Source organism: Microbacterium sp. HD4P20, from assembly GCF_019449275.2.
Classification (GTDB): domain Bacteria; phylum Actinomycetota; class Actinomycetes; order Actinomycetales; family Microbacteriaceae; genus Microbacterium.
This window is the reverse complement of sequence record NZ_JAHZQZ020000018.1, coordinates 41,593-56,647: the sequence shown is the minus strand read 5'-3', so window position 1 is coordinate 56,647 and position 15,055 is coordinate 41,593. Positions and strand designations below refer to the sequence as shown.

At 70.2% G+C, this 15,055-nt stretch carries 12 protein-coding genes; 6 read left to right on the top strand and 6 right to left on the bottom strand.

The window, feature by feature from the left end; genetic code table 11:
* Positions 1–4 precede the first annotated feature (4 nt).
* The 3 genes from K0817_RS13540 to K0817_RS13530 all read right to left on the bottom strand — a co-directional run bounded on the left by K0817_RS13540 (position 5) and on the right by K0817_RS13530 (position 2,199).
* Positions 5–1,108 (bottom strand): folate-binding protein YgfZ, encoded by a 1,104-nt coding sequence (locus K0817_RS13540; protein ID WP_219982063.1) that lies wholly within the window; start codon positions 1,106–1,108, stop codon positions 5–7.
* Positions 1,108–1,713 carry an FABP family protein gene (locus K0817_RS13535; RefSeq protein WP_219982062.1) on the bottom strand — a complete coding sequence of 202 codons (606 nt, stop codon included), beginning with the start codon at positions 1,711–1,713 and terminating at the stop codon, positions 1,108–1,110. The genes K0817_RS13540 and K0817_RS13535 overlap by 1 nt, the downstream gene beginning before the upstream one ends.
* A gap of 135 nt (positions 1,714–1,848) precedes the next feature.
* Positions 1,849–2,199 (bottom strand): hypothetical protein, encoded by a 351-nt coding sequence (locus tag K0817_RS13530; protein ID WP_301339963.1) that lies wholly within the window; start codon positions 2,197–2,199, stop codon positions 1,849–1,851.
* A gap of 76 nt (positions 2,200–2,275) precedes the next feature.
* Here K0817_RS13530 and K0817_RS13525 point away from each other — a divergent pair, with 76 nt between their 5' ends.
* From K0817_RS13525 to K0817_RS13510, 4 genes are all read left to right on the top strand, one after another.
* Positions 2,276–2,974 (top strand): winged helix-turn-helix domain-containing protein, encoded by a 699-nt coding sequence (locus K0817_RS13525; protein ID WP_219982060.1) that lies wholly within the window; start codon positions 2,276–2,278, stop codon positions 2,972–2,974.
* A gap of 51 nt (positions 2,975–3,025) precedes the next feature.
* The gene (locus K0817_RS13520; protein WP_219982059.1) at positions 3,026–5,191 is read left to right on the top strand and encodes an RNA degradosome polyphosphate kinase; all 2,166 of its coding nucleotides are present in this window, start codon (positions 3,026–3,028) and stop codon (positions 5,189–5,191) included.
* The gene (locus tag K0817_RS13515; RefSeq protein WP_219982058.1) at positions 5,188–6,126 is read left to right on the top strand and encodes an NUDIX domain-containing protein; all 939 of its coding nucleotides are present in this window, start codon (positions 5,188–5,190) and stop codon (positions 6,124–6,126) included. Before K0817_RS13520 ends, K0817_RS13515 begins: the two co-directional genes overlap by 4 nt.
* A 61-nt stretch (positions 6,127–6,187) precedes the next feature.
* The gene (locus tag K0817_RS13510; RefSeq protein WP_219982057.1) at positions 6,188–6,688 is read left to right on the top strand and encodes a chemotaxis protein CheY; all 501 of its coding nucleotides are present in this window, start codon (positions 6,188–6,190) and stop codon (positions 6,686–6,688) included.
* Here the strand turns inward: K0817_RS13510 and K0817_RS13505 are convergent.
* From K0817_RS13505 to K0817_RS13495, 3 genes are read right to left on the bottom strand one after another with little or no spacing between them, the layout of a single operon-like run.
* Entirely contained in the window at positions 6,678–7,985 is a 1,308-nt protein-coding gene (locus K0817_RS13505; protein ID WP_219982056.1) for a M1 family metallopeptidase, read from the bottom strand. The two genes, K0817_RS13510 and K0817_RS13505, sit on opposite strands and share 11 nt — an antisense overlap.
* Positions 7,982–11,947, bottom strand: coding sequence for a Pls/PosA family non-ribosomal peptide synthetase (locus K0817_RS13500; protein WP_219982055.1), 3,966 nt, complete (start codon positions 11,945–11,947; stop codon positions 7,982–7,984). The genes K0817_RS13505 and K0817_RS13500 overlap by 4 nt, the downstream gene beginning before the upstream one ends.
* 4 nt (positions 11,948–11,951) lie before the next feature.
* Complete coding sequence (locus tag K0817_RS13495; RefSeq protein ID WP_219982054.1) at positions 11,952–12,674, bottom strand: hypothetical protein; 723 nt, start codon at positions 12,672–12,674, stop codon at positions 11,952–11,954.
* A 244-nt stretch (positions 12,675–12,918) separates the two neighbouring features.
* Here K0817_RS13495 and pstS point away from each other — a divergent pair, with 244 nt between their 5' ends.
* Both pstS and pstC read left to right on the top strand, forming a co-directional pair.
* Positions 12,919–14,031, top strand: coding sequence for a phosphate ABC transporter substrate-binding protein PstS (gene pstS / locus K0817_RS13490; RefSeq protein WP_219982053.1), 1,113 nt, complete (start codon positions 12,919–12,921; stop codon positions 14,029–14,031).
* A gap of 75 nt (positions 14,032–14,106) precedes the next feature.
* Positions 14,107–15,054 (top strand): phosphate ABC transporter permease subunit PstC, encoded by a 948-nt coding sequence (pstC, locus tag K0817_RS13485; RefSeq protein WP_219982052.1) that lies wholly within the window; start codon positions 14,107–14,109, stop codon positions 15,052–15,054.
* The last annotated feature ends 1 nt before the right edge of the window (position 15,055 follow it).

Sequence of the window (15,055 nt, the reverse complement as noted above, 5' to 3'; positions counted from 1 at the left end):
GCGCCTACTGGGCCGCCGGCCGGCGCGACAGCCTGGTCAGCCGCGGCACATTCGCCGTCGATCCCGCGTCCGGTGGCACCACGACCTCTTGCGCGGCCGCGATCACGCCGTCTTCGGTGTCGACCGTGAGCTGAGCGTCGAGAGCCACTGAGCGCCGCACCACGGCGAGCGCGATGGGGCCCTCCTCGTGGTGGAACGCGGCCGAGGTCACCGCCCCCACCTCGTCACCGTTCACTCGCACGACGGCGCCTCGAGCCGGAAGGACGCTCTCGCTGCCGTCCAGCTGCAGCGCCACCAGGCGACGCGGCGGGTGACCGAGGTTGTGCACCTTGGCCACCGTCTCCTGGCCGCGGTAGCAGCCCTTCTCGAGGTGCACCGCGGTGCGCAGCCAGTCCACCTCGTGCGGCAGTGTGCGCTCGTCGGCCTCGTTCGCCCAGCGCGGGCGCCACGCGGCCACGCGCAGCGCGTCCGCGGCGACGAGCCCCGCGAGCGCGAGCTCGCCGTCGGCCGCGGCCTGCAGCATCCGGGCCTCTTCATCGCGTGTGACGATCGCCTCGGCCCACGCGCGCTCGGCACCGGGATGCGGCTCGACTGCGGCATACGCGTGCCCGCCGATGGCGACGGCCGGCCACGGGTCCGCCCAGATCAATGCCAGACCCGCTGGTGCGGCCGGTGTGATGCGGGCGAGGGCCGCGGGGACGCCACCGACCACGGCATGGTCATCGGCGACGCGCGGATCGACACGCAACCGGAAGCGCATCTTGCGCAGCCATGCCAGCAGTCCCTCAGCGTCGCCGCGGTCGACGATCAACCAGGTCGTCTCGCCGTCGTCGAGGACGGATGCCGCGTGCTCCACGCGCCCCTGGGGGTCGAGCACGAGCGTCTCGGTGCCGACGCCGGGCGGCAGATGGGCGAGCGACTGCGAAGACAGCGAGTCCAGCCACGACAGCCGGTCCTCGCCCGAGACAGCCAGCACCGCCCGGTCGCCGAGAGGTACGACCGCCTCGCCCGCCGCGAGGCGCCGCTGCTCCACGAGCGGGCTCCCGAGGTGCTGCAGACCGGCGTCATCCACGACGGCTCCGGGCAGCGCCGAGTACGGCGTGGTCATCACTCGGCCCGCGCCAGGCGCGCCGACGCGTGCGCGCCCAGTTCATGACCCAGCGCTGCGATGTCCCACGCCCACAGCAGATGGCCGTCGACAAGGCCGTACATCCGCGTCGCGGCGGCGTACGCCTTCGCGCTCGCGGGCCGCACCACCGCGTCGGTCGCGATGTCGATGCGAGGTCCGCGGATCTGGCCGAGATACAACTCGCTCACGCCGTCGGCGTGGACGATCACCGCCTCGATGTCGAACCCGCCCTCGGGGTTGCGCAGCAGCTCGACGTCGTCGGCGGTGCGCACCACCGGCGACGCGAGCGGCGGCAGCAGGCCCGGGCCGGGGTCGGACTCGCCCGCGGTGCGGGACAGTCGCCAGTAGCCCATCTCGGCGACGAGGCGGGTCCGGGCGCCGCTGCCGTCGCCGCCGTCATGCAGCCACGCCTCGGCGGAGTAGTTCAGGTAGTCCCCGCCGTCGTGGCTGAAGCTGACCCGATGGGTGAACTCGCCGGTCAACGCGTGATCGCCATAGTCGATGACACCGGTGCCGTCCCACACCCCCACAAGCCACGACAGGGGGACGAGGTCGGCGGGAAGGTCGGTCGGCAGTTCGATCACGACGCGACCCGTCAACGCTGGCCGCGGTACAGGTTCTTCACGACCACCGCAGACACGAAGACGATCGCGAGCGACGCCAGGCCCAGCAGGCCCACGAAGAACAGTTCGAGCGCGACGAGATCCATGCGACCGAGTCTAACCGGGAACGATCGAGGCGAGACCGAAACCGAGGCTGATGACCCCCATCACCAGCGCCGACCCGAGAACGCCGGCGGCGACCCGCTCGGTGAATCCTTGGGAGCGACCCGACCAGAGCTGGACGGCGAAAGCTGCGACGAGGCAGGCACCCAACCCGACGGCCAGCCACGCGCCCCGCCACTGTTCCGCCGCGAAGACGCCGACCGCGACCCCCATGAGGGCGGCGAGCACCCACACGGCTACGACGCCGCCGAGCGTGCGACGGGGAGCGAGTTCGGGCACGGCCACACGGCTATCTTCGCTCACCTCGGCCGCCGGCGCATAGAAACGGATGTCTCGGCGCGTCATCACGGCGAATTCACGGTGGCCCGCACGCCCTACACTGGGGGCACGGCGCTCGCCCACGCGCCGGGAAGGCGACGCATTGGCTCAGCTCCTGGTCCTCAGCTCCGCTCAGGGAGGCGGTCCTGTGCTGCCCTCGCTCGAACTGCTGAGCCACCGCGTGCGCCAGATCCCGGCCGAACCGGCCCAACTGGTCAACGCCCCGAGCGCCGACATCATCTTCGTCGACGCCCGCGTCGACCTGGTCGGCGCGAAGTCGCTGTGCAAGATCCTCAACACGACGGGCCTGGACGCCCCACTGCTCCTGATCGTCACCGAGGGTGGCCTCACGGCGGTGTCGACGGACTGGGGCATCGACGACGTCATCCTGGTCACGGCCGGTCCGGCCGAAGTCGACGCGCGGATCCGGCTGGCGGTCGGACGCCAGTCGGCTGAGCAGGTCTCGACGCGCATCCAGACCTCGGGCATCACGATCGACGAGTCGTCGTACTCGGCGAAGGTGCATGGCAAGCCGCTGGATCTGACCTACAAGGAGTTCCAGCTCCTCCACTTCTTCGCCACCCACCCTTCTCGCGTCTTCACCCGGGAGCAGCTGCTGAGCGAGGTGTGGGGATACGACTACTTCGGCGGCACCCGCACGGTCGACGTGCACGTGCGGCGCCTGCGGGCCAAGCTCGGCGACCTCGAGCAGCTCATCGGCACGGTGCGCAACGTCGGCTACCGCTTCAACGTGTACGAGGACGACCAGATCCCCGCGCCCCGCGAGCGCAGCCAGACCTGACGACCGCATCCTGTTCACACTCTCGTCACGCGACCCTGCAATGATGAGGAGATGATCGAACCCGAGGTGCTCGACGCGGGTCTGGGCGACGCGGACGACGACGACTTCGACATGACGGAGGCGTTCGACTCACAACTGCCGGACCACCGCTATCTGGACCGAGAAGTGAGCTGGCTCTCCTTCAATCAGCGCGTTCTCGAACTGGCCGAGGACCCGAACCTCCCCGTGCTCGAGCGGGCGAACTTCCTCGCGATCTTTGCAAGCAACCTCGACGAGTTCTTCATGGTGCGAGTGGCCGGGCTCAAGCGGCGCATCGTCACGGGCCTCGCGGTGCCGACCAACGTCGGCCGGGTGCCGGTCGACGTCCTCGCCGACATCTCGGCCGAAGCGCACCGACTGCAGCTCCGTCATGCGGCTGCCTGGACGAACGGCGTCAAGCCGGCGATGGCGGATGCCGGCATCCGCGTGATCTCTTACGACGCCCTGGACGGCGACGAGCGGACGCGACTGTACGACTACTTCCAGTCCCAGGTGTTCCCGGTGCTGATGCCGCTGGCCGTCGACCCGGCGCATCCGTTCCCCTACATCTCGGGGCTCTCGCTCAACCTCGCCATCCGCATCCGCAACGCCCGCACCGGGCGTCAGGAGTTCGCGCGTCTGAAGGTGCCGCCGATGCTCCCGCGCTTCGTCGCGCTGCCGCCGGTCGACGGGGTCGCCCGCTACCTGCCGTTGGAGGATCTCATCTCCAACCACCTCGACGACCTCTTCCCCGGCATGGAGGTGCTCGACCACCACGCCTTCCGCCTCACCCGCAACGAGGACGTCGTGATCGAGGAGGACGAGACCGAGAACCTCATCCAGGCCCTCGAGGCCGAACTCCTCCGTCGCCGCTTCGGACCGCCGATCCGGCTCGAGATCACCGACGACATGGACGAGGTGACCCTCGACCTCCTGCTGAAGGAGCTCGACATCACGCAGCAGGAGGTCTACCGCCTGCCCGGCCCGCTCGATCTGCGAGGCCTGTTCGACCTCTCCCGCATCGATCGGCCCGACCTGCGCTACAAGCCGCACGTGCCGACCACCGCACTGGCGTTCCAGCCCGGAGACAACAACGAGCGCCCCGACATCTTCGCGTCGATCCGCAAGGGCGATGTGCTGGTGCACCACCCGTACGAGTCGTTCGCGACCAGCGTGCAGGCCTTCCTCGAGCAGGCCGCGAAGGACCCGCACGTTCTCGCGATCAAGCAGACGCTGTACCGCACGTCGGGCGACAGCCCGATCGTCGAGGCGCTCATCGATGCCGCCGAAGCGGGCAAGCAGGTACTGGCGCTCGTCGAGATCAAGGCGCGCTTCGATGAGGCGAACAACATCGTGTGGGCGCGCAAGCTCGAGAAGGCCGGCGTGCACGTCGTCTACGGCCTGGTGGGCCTGAAGACCCACTGCAAGCTCGCGCTGGTCATCCGCCAGGAGGGCGGCGTGCTGCGAAGCTACAGCCACATCGGCACGGGCAACTACAACCCCAAGACCAGCCGCATCTACGAGGACTTCGGGCTCTTCACCGCCGACGACCAGGTCGGTCGCGACCTCACCCGCCTGTTCAACGAGCTGAGCGGCTATGCGATCGAGAAGAAGTTCAAGCGTCTGCTCGTCGCGCCGCTGCATCTGCGCAAGGGCCTGCTGCGACTGATCGAGAAGGAGCGGCGCAACGCCCTCGCCGGCAAACCCGCGAGCGTGCGCATCAAGGTCAACTCGATGGTCGACGAGCTCATCATCGACGCGCTCTACCGGGCGAGCCAGGACGGCGTGAAGATCGAGGTGTGGGTGCGGGGCATCTGCTCGCTCAAGCCCGGTGTGCCGGGACTGAGCGAGAACATCACCGTTCGCAGCATCCTGGGCCGCTATCTCGAGCACTCGCGCATCTTCGCGTTCCACAATGACGGCGACCCGCAGATCTACATCGGAAGCGCCGACATGATGCACCGCAACCTCGACCGACGCGTCGAGGCGCTCGTGCGGGTGAGTGCACCGGCGCACCGGCGAGAGCTCGACGAACTCTTCACGCTTGCGATGAGCGACACGACGAGTTCGTGGCATCTCGGGCCCGACGGCGAGTGGGTGCGCCACAACATCGGTGACGACGGCAAACCGCTGACGGACCTGCAGGACCGCACCATGGCCAACGTGCAGCGGCGGCGCCGCGCGCGGGCGGTGCGATGACCGAGACCGCGGTGTACGCGGCGGGTGGAGTGGTCTGGCGCATCGTCGACGGCAAGCTCCGCGTGCTGCTGATCCACCGCACCAAGTATCGCGATGTGACGCTGCCCAAGGGGAAGGTCGATCCCGGCGAGATGCTCGCCGAGACCGCGGCGCGCGAGATCCATGAGGAGACCGGCATCCGCGTCGCGCTCGGCGTGCCCGTCGGCGTCTCCCGCTATCGCCTGCCGAGCAAGCGCACCAAGATCGTGCACTACTGGGCCGCCGAGGCGACGGACGCCGCGATCCGGGCGTCGGCGTTCGTGCCCAACAAAGAGATCGCCGCGCTGGAGTGGGTCTCGACGAAGAAGGCGCTCGCACGGCTGAGCTATCCGGTCGACGTCGAGATCCTCGAGTACTTCGCGGGTCTCGTCGAGCAGGGAGTGCTCGGCACGTTCCCCCTCATCGTGCTGCGCCACGGCAAGGCGCTGGGACGAGAGGAGTGGGACGGGGAGGATGCCGAGCGGCCGCTCGCTTCGCGTGGCAAGAAGCAGTCGCAGGCGATCGTGGGGCCGCTGCTGGCCTTCGGTGCGCGCAAGCTGATCTCCAGCCCGGCGGTGAGATGCGTGGCGACACTCGAGCCGCTGTCGGCGATTCTCGGTCGCAAGATCCACACGACGAAGCGGATCAGCCAGGATGCCTGGGAGGACGGCGCCTCCGACGCGCGCACCGTCGTCGGCGAGCGCGTCCGGGCGCGCAAGCCGGCTGTGCTCTGCAGCCACGGCCCGGTGCTTCCCGAGCTCCTGACCGAGATCGCGCTCGCGACGGGCACGCTGCGCGGCTCGTACCTCGGCAGCGCCTCGGCGCTCGATCCGGCGGCGTTCTCGGTCGTGCATCTCTCGGCGAACAACCCCGGCTCGGGCATCGTCGCGATCGAGACGCATCTCCCGAAGGTCTGACCTGGACGACCCGAATCACGCCCTGGGGGTACAGATCGCGTGGCGACCTGTGCCCCGCGGCATGCCGCGACGCGACATCGCGTGGACGCTGCTGCGCGAGCTGCTGCCCGCACGCGCCCGACTGCGAAATCCGTGCACTCGCTGCGGCGGGCCGCACGGCGCGATCATGGTGGAGGGCGCACCGTCCGTGGCCGGCGTGTCGTACGCGGGGGATCTCGCGGTCGTCGCGGTGGCTCACCGCGCCGACGGAGTGAGCGCGATCGGCATCGATGCCGAGCTCGACCTCGACCCGCGTCGCGACGCGGCCGGCCTTCGCGGGGTGCTCGGCGGCGACCGCGACGTGTCGGTGCGGGAGTGGACCCGCGTCGAGGCGGCGCTCAAGGCCGACGGCCGCGGATTGCGTGTGGATCCGGCGCTGGTGAGGGTCGACGGCGACCCGGACGGATGGATCGCGCGCGTTCCCGGCGGCGGAGGAATCATGGGCTGGGATGCCGCGGCACCGGCCGGCGTGACGATCAGCGTTGCGGTGCTCCGCCTCGGCTCTTCAGAGGTCAGCTGCTGATGGGCTCTTCGAGACCCACGAGAGGCAGCGGCGGGAGCGTGGGCTGATCGAGCCATGCCTCAAGCAGTGCGGCATGGCTCTGGCCCGTCACCAGCTCGACACACTCGCGAAAGTCGTCGGTCGAGACGACCGAGTGCCGGTGGAGGCGCGCCCAGCGACGCACCAGCTCGCCGAACACGTCGGAACCGAGCGTGCGGCGCAACGCTTCGAGCAGGAGGGCTCCGCGCTTGTAGACGCGATCGTCGAACATCGTGGCAGCCCCCGGATCCGACAGCACGAGATCCTGCGGCAGCCTGCTCAGCCCGGCGTGATGGAGCGCGGCGAGCTGGGCGATGGTCGAACCTCCCGACGCCTCCGACCACACCCACTCCGCGTAGCACGCGAAGCCCTCGTTGAGCCAGATGTCGCGCCAGGCGCCCACGCCCACGCTGTTCCCGAACCACTGGTGGGCCAACTCGTGCGGGATCAGGCGGGCCGACGCGTCATCGAGGTGATTGGCGCCGAACACCATCAGCCCCTGGGCCTCGAGGGGGATCTCGAGCACGTCGGGGGTCACGACGAACGTGCACTCCTCTTGCGGGTAGGTCCCGAACGCCGCTTCGAAGCAGGCCATCATGCGGGGCACGTCGGCGAACGCCCGCCTGACCTCTGTCTTGAGCGCGGCAGGCTGCATGAACCGCGCGGAGCCGATCCGCTGCTCCCGATACCGGCCGATGTGCACCGCGGCGAGGTACGTCGCGGTGGGCACCTCCGACACGAACTCCCAGCGCAGGCGCGCCCCGACCGGAACCGGAGGCCTCGGCACTCCCGTGGCGGCGACCGTGTACTCCGACTCGGTCGTCACGGCGATCCGGTAGCGAGCGCGATCGTCGGGGCGGTCGTTGCATGGGAACCAGGTGGGGGCGCCGGTGGGCTGCGCAGCCACGAGCGAGCCGTCCTCCAGTTCCTCCCAGCCGATGGTGCCCCACCGCGAACGCCGCGGTGCCGGCGCGCCGGCATACGCGATCTCGATCGAGAACTCCTCGCCCGCTTCGACCGGCTCCGGAAGTGTGATCCGAACCGCGCGGGGCGCCTGGCGGAAGGTCGTACGGGGGTTCCCGTCGACCCGCACGCGCGTCGCCCGCAGGCCGATCAGGTCGAGGGCGACCGACCGCACCCGCTCGGACGCCACCGCGTGGATCACAGCGCGACCGCTCAGTCGATTGGTGCGGACGCGATAGTCGAGGTCGAGGTCGTACGAGACGACGTCGTAGCTGGGATCGCCGCTCTGCGGAGCGTAAGAGTCGTGATCGCTCACGATGTCGACTGGTAGGCGCGCACCTTGACGACCCGCCACGGCCCGATGGGATTGCCGCTCCAGCGTGAGCCGACGGGCACGCTCTCTCCGCGCATCACGAGCGAGGCGGGGCCGACCGTCGCGTGCGCGCCGATGCTCGCGGCGGGAAGGATGACGCTGTGCGGACCGAGCGTCGCACCGGCCTCCAGTTCGACGGTGTCCATGCTCATGATTCGATCATGGAACAGATGCGTCTGCACGACGCAGCCGCGGTTGACCGTCGAGCCGGCGCCGAGGGTCACCAGGTCGGGCTCGGGAAGCCAGTAGCTTTCGCACCACACACCGCGCCCGATGCGAGCGCCGAGCGAGCGGAGCCAGACGGCGAGCGCGGGCGTGCCCGCCGCAGCACGGGCGAACCACGGGGCCGCGACCATCTCGGTGAACGTGTCGGACACCTCGGTACGCCACACGAAGCTGGACCACAGCGGCTGCTCCCCCGCGCGGATCGAGCCCACGATCAGCCACTTCGCCGCCGTCGACACCCCCGCGCCGATGGCGCCCGCACCGAGCAGGACGATGCCCGACAGGAGCAGGGCGACCACGACTCCGGCAACCTGCACCAGGGCGGCGAGCGCGAACAGCACGAGAAGACCGATCCCGCACGTGACGAACACCGGAACGATGCGGCAGATCTCCCACAGCGCCCGCGCGATCCGCAGGCGCGTCGGGGGCGCGTAGGTGCGGCTCTGGTCGCCGGCGTTCGACTGGCGCCGCAGCCGAACGGCGGGCGAGCCCAGCCACGATGAGCCGGGCTTGGCTTTGACCGGCGCCGCCGAGAGGACCGCCACGAGTCCGTCGCGCGGCACCCTGTGGCCGGGAGGCGCCATGCCTGAGTTGCCGAGGAATGCCCGCTTGCCGATCCGCACCTCTCCGATGCGCAGCCAGCCGCCGCGCAGCTCGTACGACGCGACCATGGTGTCGTCGGCGAGGAAGGCGCCGTCTTCGATGTGGGTCATCGACGGGATGAGCAGGACCGTGGATGCCTCGACATCGGCGCCCACTCGCGCTCCGAGCAGGCGGAGCCACACCGGGGTGAACAGGCTCGAGTAGAGCGGGAACAGGACGGTGCGCGCCGAGTCGAGCAGGCGCTCGATGGTCCATGCCTGCCATCCGACACGGCTGCGCACCGGATGCGTTCCCGCGGGCAGCCGGATCGACAGCAGCCTCACCAGAATCACGACGGCGCTCGCGAAGACGAGACCGACCATGAGGGTGGCCGGGATCAGCCACGCGAACGCGGCAATCAGCGCAGCGCCGAGGTCGGCCGCTCCGCGAATCCCCTGTGCCAGGACGAGGCCCCCGGCGGCGAACGCCACGACCGGCAGGAACGCCAGTCCGGCGGCCGACACACCGTACGCCCACAGCCAGCCCCGTCCCGCGAGCGGACGCTCAGCCGGCCATCCCTCGCGGGTGCCACCAACGCGGACGGCGGGCGAACCCGCCCACGCCTGATCAGCTCGCACGCGGCCGAAGACCGCAGATCCCGGCGCGATCTCGGCCCGCTGGCCGATGCGGGTGCCGGGAGCGAGCGTGCTGCGTGCGCCGACCGTCGCATCCGCCCCGATGCGCACCTGGCCGACTCGCACGAGGTCACCGTCGATCCAGTACCCGCTCAGGTCGACTTCGGGCTCGATCGATGCGCGATCTCCGATCTCGAGCATCCCGGTGATGGGAGGGAGGGTGTGCATGTCGACATCGCGCCCGATCTTGGCGCCCAGTGCTCGCGCGTAGTTCGTGACCCACGGCGCGCCCGCCAGGCCCACCGCGTCGACCTGGTCGGAGATCTGCTCGGCGAGCCACAGTCGCAGATGAACCATGCCGCCGCGCGGATAGTCGCCGGGCCGCAGCCCCGCAAGCAACAAGCGAGCGGATGCCGCCGCCACCGCCATGCGGCCGAAGGGCGTGGCGAAGATCAGCAGGCCCAGGACGAGAACCCACCACGGTGCCGTGGGAAGCGCCTCGAAGCCCGGCACGAGCTGGAGGACGCTGCCGGCCGTGAGGATGTAGAGCAGCCAGCGCACGCCGGACAGGATGAACAGCGGCACGCCCAGCAGCGTCTGCGTCCACTGCGTCAGCCGGGGCGTGGGCTCGGGCATCCGGAAGGGGTGGTCCTGCTCGTCCGTGAGGAAGGGTCCGAGCGCCTTGGCCATCGCTCCGAGGCGAGGAAGGTCGTAGATGTCGGCCACCGAGAACTCCGGGACGCGCGCGCGGATGCGCGACACCAGCTGGGCCGCAGCCAGCGAGCCGCCGCCGAGGTCGAAGAAGTCGGCTTTGCGGCTGGGCACCTGCTGCCCCAGTACTGCCTGCCACTGCTCGGCGAGCCATGCCTCCGGCGGACTGAAGCCCGGGTCGGGCACCTCGACACCCGGAAGCGGCCAGGGCAGTGCCGCGCGGTCGACCTTGCCCGAAGTGCGCACGGGAAGATCGCCGACCACGGCGAGCAGCGGAACCACTGCCGCGGGCAGGCGTTCGGCCAGCTCCGCGCGCGCGGCCGCCCGGTCGAACCCGCTCTCGACGACGAGATAGCCCACGAGCACCGGTACCCCCGCATCGGTCGTGCGGACCGCGGCGCTTGCGGCGGTTACTCCTGCGAGGTCTTGCAGCGCCGACTCGACTTCACCCAGTTCGATGCGACGGCCACCGACCTTCACCTGATCGTCCGCGCGCCCCAGGAACACGAGGCCCTCCGGGTCGTAACGGACGAGGTCGCCGGAGCGGTACGCGCGGTCCCACCCGAGCGACGACATCGCCGCGTACTTCTCGGCGTCTTTTGCGGGGTCGAGGTAGCGGGCCAGCCCCACGCCGCCGATGATGAGCTCGCCGGCCTCGCCCTCGGCGACCGGGCGATCGGCACCATCCACGACCGCCAGCGCCCACCCGTCCAGCGGCAGTCCGATCCGGACGGTGCCGGCACCGTCCAGGAGCGCAGCGCACGCGACCACCGTCGCCTCGGTCGGCCCGTACGTGTTCCACACTTCGCGACCCTCCGAGACGAGCCGCGCGACAAGGTCGGCAGGACAGGCCTCGCCGCCGAAGATCAGCAGCCGGACGTTCTCGATGGCGTCGGCCGGCCACATCGCGGCCAGAGTGGGGACCGTCGAGACCACCGTGATCGACTGCCGGATGAGCCACGGCGCGAGGTCCTCGCCCGATCGCACGAGCGATCGCGGCGCCGGCACGAGGCAGGCGCCGTGACGCCAGGCCAGCCACATCTCTTCGCACGACGCGTCGAAGGCCACCGACAGGCCTGCGAGCACCCGGTCGCCGGGACCGAGCGGGGCGTCCTGCAGGAAGAGCCGCGCCTCGGCATCGACGAACGCCGCGGCCGAGCGGTGAGAGACCGCCACGCCCTTGGGAACGCCGGTCGAGCCGGAGGTGAAGATGACCCACGCGTCATCGTCGGGGTTCGGCGGCGGCACAGTGACGACGGCCGCGGTGCTGGGATGCGGTGCGGCCCCCTCGAAGAGGCGCGCCCCCGCGGCATCCGTCTCGGGATCGGACGGGGTGTACTCCCCCGCACCGGCCACCACGCCGCGCACCGCTGCCTCGCCGAAGACCAGGCGCGCACGTTCGTCGGGGTCGTCGGCGTCGACGGGTACGTACGCCGCCCCCGCGGCGAGGATGCCGAGGATCGCGATATAGAGCTCTTTCGACCCCGACGCCATCCGCACCCCGACACGATCGCCGCGGCGCACACCGGCCTCGTTCAGGCGAGCAGCCGTGCGCGCCACGCGCGCCATCAGCTCGCGGTAGCTCAGCGCGACCGAGCCGTCATCCAGCGCCGATGCTTCGGGAACGCGCGCGGTCGTCGCCTGGAGGATGTCGAGGAGAGTGCGAGGGTCAGGAGCCGCCTCGGTGCGGTCCAGCTGCGCAAGGAGCGGGGGAACCGGGCTGGGCGCCTCGACGGGATCGTCGCCGAGCACCACGTCAGGACAGCAGAGCGACGAGTTCGGCCTTGCTGAGGCGGGAGTATCCGACCGCGCCCGCGGCACGGGCACGACCGCGCAGCTGCGCGACCGTCAGCGCGGAGAGATCCTCCGCCGGAACGGCCTTGGGCCTGCGCGGCGCCCTGCGCCGGGTCGGCGCGACGTCGGGGGCTGCGACCTCGGGTTCGGCGGTGTCGGGCTCGCGAGCCTGAGACGCGTCAGGCTCTGGGGCGGCGACGGCCGGCTCTGCGGCATCCGCGGCGTCCTGCGGGGGGAGGGCCTCATCGAGCCTCGCATCGGCGTCGCGCGCCTGCTGCTCCGCCTTGGCGGCCGCACGGTCCGCCTTCGCGGCCGCCTTCTTGAGGGCCTTCGCCTCTTCCTTGCGCGCAGCGGCCTCTGTTTCGGCGCGCTCGGCTTCAGCGGCCGCGCGCTCGGCCTCGGCCCGCAGCCGTGCCTTGTTCTCGGCCTTCTCGATGGCCGCGCGCGTCGCCTTGCGCACGCGCTGCTCGGCGCGCTCAGCGGCCTTCGTCACCTTGCGCGGCTTGTTGCGCAGCTTCTTCTTCGAGACGTCGCCGGCATCGATCGCATCCGCCGCCAACTCGCGGAGCTTCTTCGCCGGCTTGCCGGGCAGTGACTTCGCGACCTTCTTCGCCTGCTTCGCGGCTGCTGCAGCCTGATCTATCGCCTCGAGCGCCTTGCGCTCGGCTTTCGTGCTCTTCGCCATGGCCGAGAACCTTACCGGGCCGCGGTGAACGAAAGGGGTCGCGTGGCGACGGAAGACGCGGAACTCGGCGCGACCGCCTGCATCCGGACGCATGGATGTCGACACCCCGTTCACCTTCCGTTTACCCACGCAGCGCACTCTCTTAAGAGTCCGCGCCTACGTTTCAGAGCGAGCCCCGCACCGGGCTCGCACCCGAAGGCCTCTACCCGGGCCTCATTTCCCTGACACGTGAAGGATTCACACAGTGAAGATCTCCCGCATCGCCCAGGTGGGCGCTGTCGCCGCAGTCGCGGCTCTCGCCCTCGCCGGCTGCGCCTCCAACGAGCCCTCCGGGGGCAACCCCTCCGACGAGCCCACCACATCCGACCTCTCCGGCGAGATCTCCGGCGGCGGCTCGTCGGCGCAGGAGGTGGCGGTCCAGGCTTGGACTGCCGGCTTCCAGACGGCGAACCCCGACGTCACGATCACCTACGACCCGTCGGGCTCCGGCGCCGGCCGTGAGTCGTTCCAGGCCGGCGCATTCCCGTTCGCGGGCTCGGACCGTGCTTTCACGGTCGAAGAGATCGAGGCAGGTCCCTTCGAAGGGTGCGTCGAAGGTTCGGGCATCGTCGAGCTGCCGACCTACATCTCGCCGATCGCCGTCATCTTCAACATCGAGGGCGTCGACACGCTCAACCTCGACCCGGCGACCATCGCGGGCCTGTTCGCCGGCACGATCACGAACTGGAACGACCCGGCCATCGCCGCCCTCAACCCGGACGTGACGCTCCCCGATCTGGCCGTGACGCCGGTGCACCGTGCCGACGACTCGGGCACGACCGAGAACTTCACGGACTACCTGTTCCAGGCCGCGCCGGACGTGTGGACCTCGGAGCCCGACGGCGTCTGGCCGCTGTCGACCGGCGAGGCCGCCCAGGGCACCTCGGGTGTCGTCTCGGCGGTCGCGGGCGGCGAAGGCACCATCGGCTACGCCGACGCATCCCGCGCCACCGAGGAGGGCCTCTCGACCGTCGCCGTTCAGGTCGGGGACGAGTTCGTCGAGTACTCGCCCGAGGCCGCGGCCGCCATCGTCGACGCCTCGCCCTTCGAGGAGGGCCGCGGCGACGCCGACCTCGCGATCGAGCTCAACCGCACCAGTGACGAGGCGGGCGTCTACCCGATCGTCCTCATCAGCTACATGATCGCGTGCCAGGAGTACGCCGACGCCGCGGTCGCACCGCTGGTGAAGGGATACCTTCAGTACGTCGCCAGCCCCGAGGGCCAGGACGAGGCGGCCGCCGCTGCCGGCAGTGCGCCGATCTCGGACACCCTGCGCGAGCAGGTCAACGCGGCGATCGACACGATCGTCTCGGAGTAGCACTCACCGATACCCGGCCCGGCTCCAGCGCCGGGCCGGGTATCGCCCTGAAAGCCCCAGAACCCGAAGGACACCATGACGACGACGACCGATCCGGCCGTCAAGGCCAAGCCGCCGCTCCGGCCAGGAGACCGCTGGTTCTCGCGCACCGCACTGTTCGCCGGGTCGATGATCCTCGTGACCCTCGCAGCGGTCACGATCTTCCTCGTCGTCCAGTCCGTCCCCGGCATGACGGCCACCAGCGAGACGGCGTCGCTGCTCAGCGGGAACTTCTGGGAGTACGTCTGGCCGCTCGCGTTCGGAACGGTGTGGGCGTCCTTCCTCGCCCTTCTCATGGCGGTCCCGCTCTCGGTGGCGGTCGCCCTCTTCATCTCGCACTACGCCCCTCGACGCCTGGCGCAGGGGCTCGGCTACATCGTCGACCTGCTCGCCGCCGTCCCCTCCGTCGTCTTCGGCCTGTGGGGCATCCTGGTGCTTGCCCCCGCGGTTCAGCCGGTTTACGCGTGGCTCAATGAGAACGCCGGCTGGTTTCCACTCTTCGGCGGCACCGTCTCGGCCACGGGGCGCACCATCTTCACCGCGGCCATCGTGCTGGCGGTGATGGTGGTCCCGATCATCACCGCCATCTGCCGCGAGATCTTCCTGCAGACTCCCGTCCTGCACGAGGAGGCGGCACTCGCCCTCGGCGCGACACGGTGGGAGATGATCCGGATGGCGGTCTTCCCCTTCGGACGAAGTGGAATCGTCTCGGCCTCGATGCTGGGACTCGGCCGCGCTCTGGGCGAGACGATGGCCGTCGCGATGGTGCTCTCGGCCACCGGCGTCGTGACCCTCGAGCTGTTCACCTCTGAGAACCCGAGCACGATCCCGGCCAACATCGCCCTCACCTTCCCCGAGGCCTACGGCCTCAACATCAACGTCCTCATCGCGACGGGCTTGATCCTCTTCATCGTGACCTTCGCCGTCAACGCTCTCGCTCGCTGGATCGTGAGCCGGCGCAAGGAATTCTCGGGAGCGAACTGAC

What these genes read in the sequence shown, in the direction of transcription:
- K0817_RS13540 (WP_219982063.1), bottom strand. Translation starts at nt 1,108, where the DNA reads ATGACCACGCCGTACTCGGCGCTGCCCGGAGCCGTCGTGGATGACGCC.
- K0817_RS13530 (WP_301339963.1), bottom strand. Translation starts at nt 2,199, where the DNA reads ATGACGCGCCGAGACATCCGTTTCTATGCGCCGGCGGCCGAGGTGAGC.
- K0817_RS13520 (WP_219982059.1), top strand. Translation starts at nt 3,026, where the DNA reads ATGATCGAACCCGAGGTGCTCGACGCGGGTCTGGGCGACGCGGACGAC.
- K0817_RS13515 (WP_219982058.1), top strand. Translation starts at nt 5,188, where the DNA reads ATGACCGAGACCGCGGTGTACGCGGCGGGTGGAGTGGTCTGGCGCATC.
- K0817_RS13510 (WP_219982057.1), top strand. Translation starts at nt 6,188, where the DNA reads ATGCCGCGACGCGACATCGCGTGGACGCTGCTGCGCGAGCTGCTGCCC.
- K0817_RS13495 (WP_219982054.1), bottom strand. Translation starts at nt 12,674, where the DNA reads ATGGCGAAGAGCACGAAAGCCGAGCGCAAGGCGCTCGAGGCGATAGAT.
- pstC (WP_219982052.1), top strand. Translation starts at nt 14,107, where the DNA reads ATGACGACGACGACCGATCCGGCCGTCAAGGCCAAGCCGCCGCTCCGG.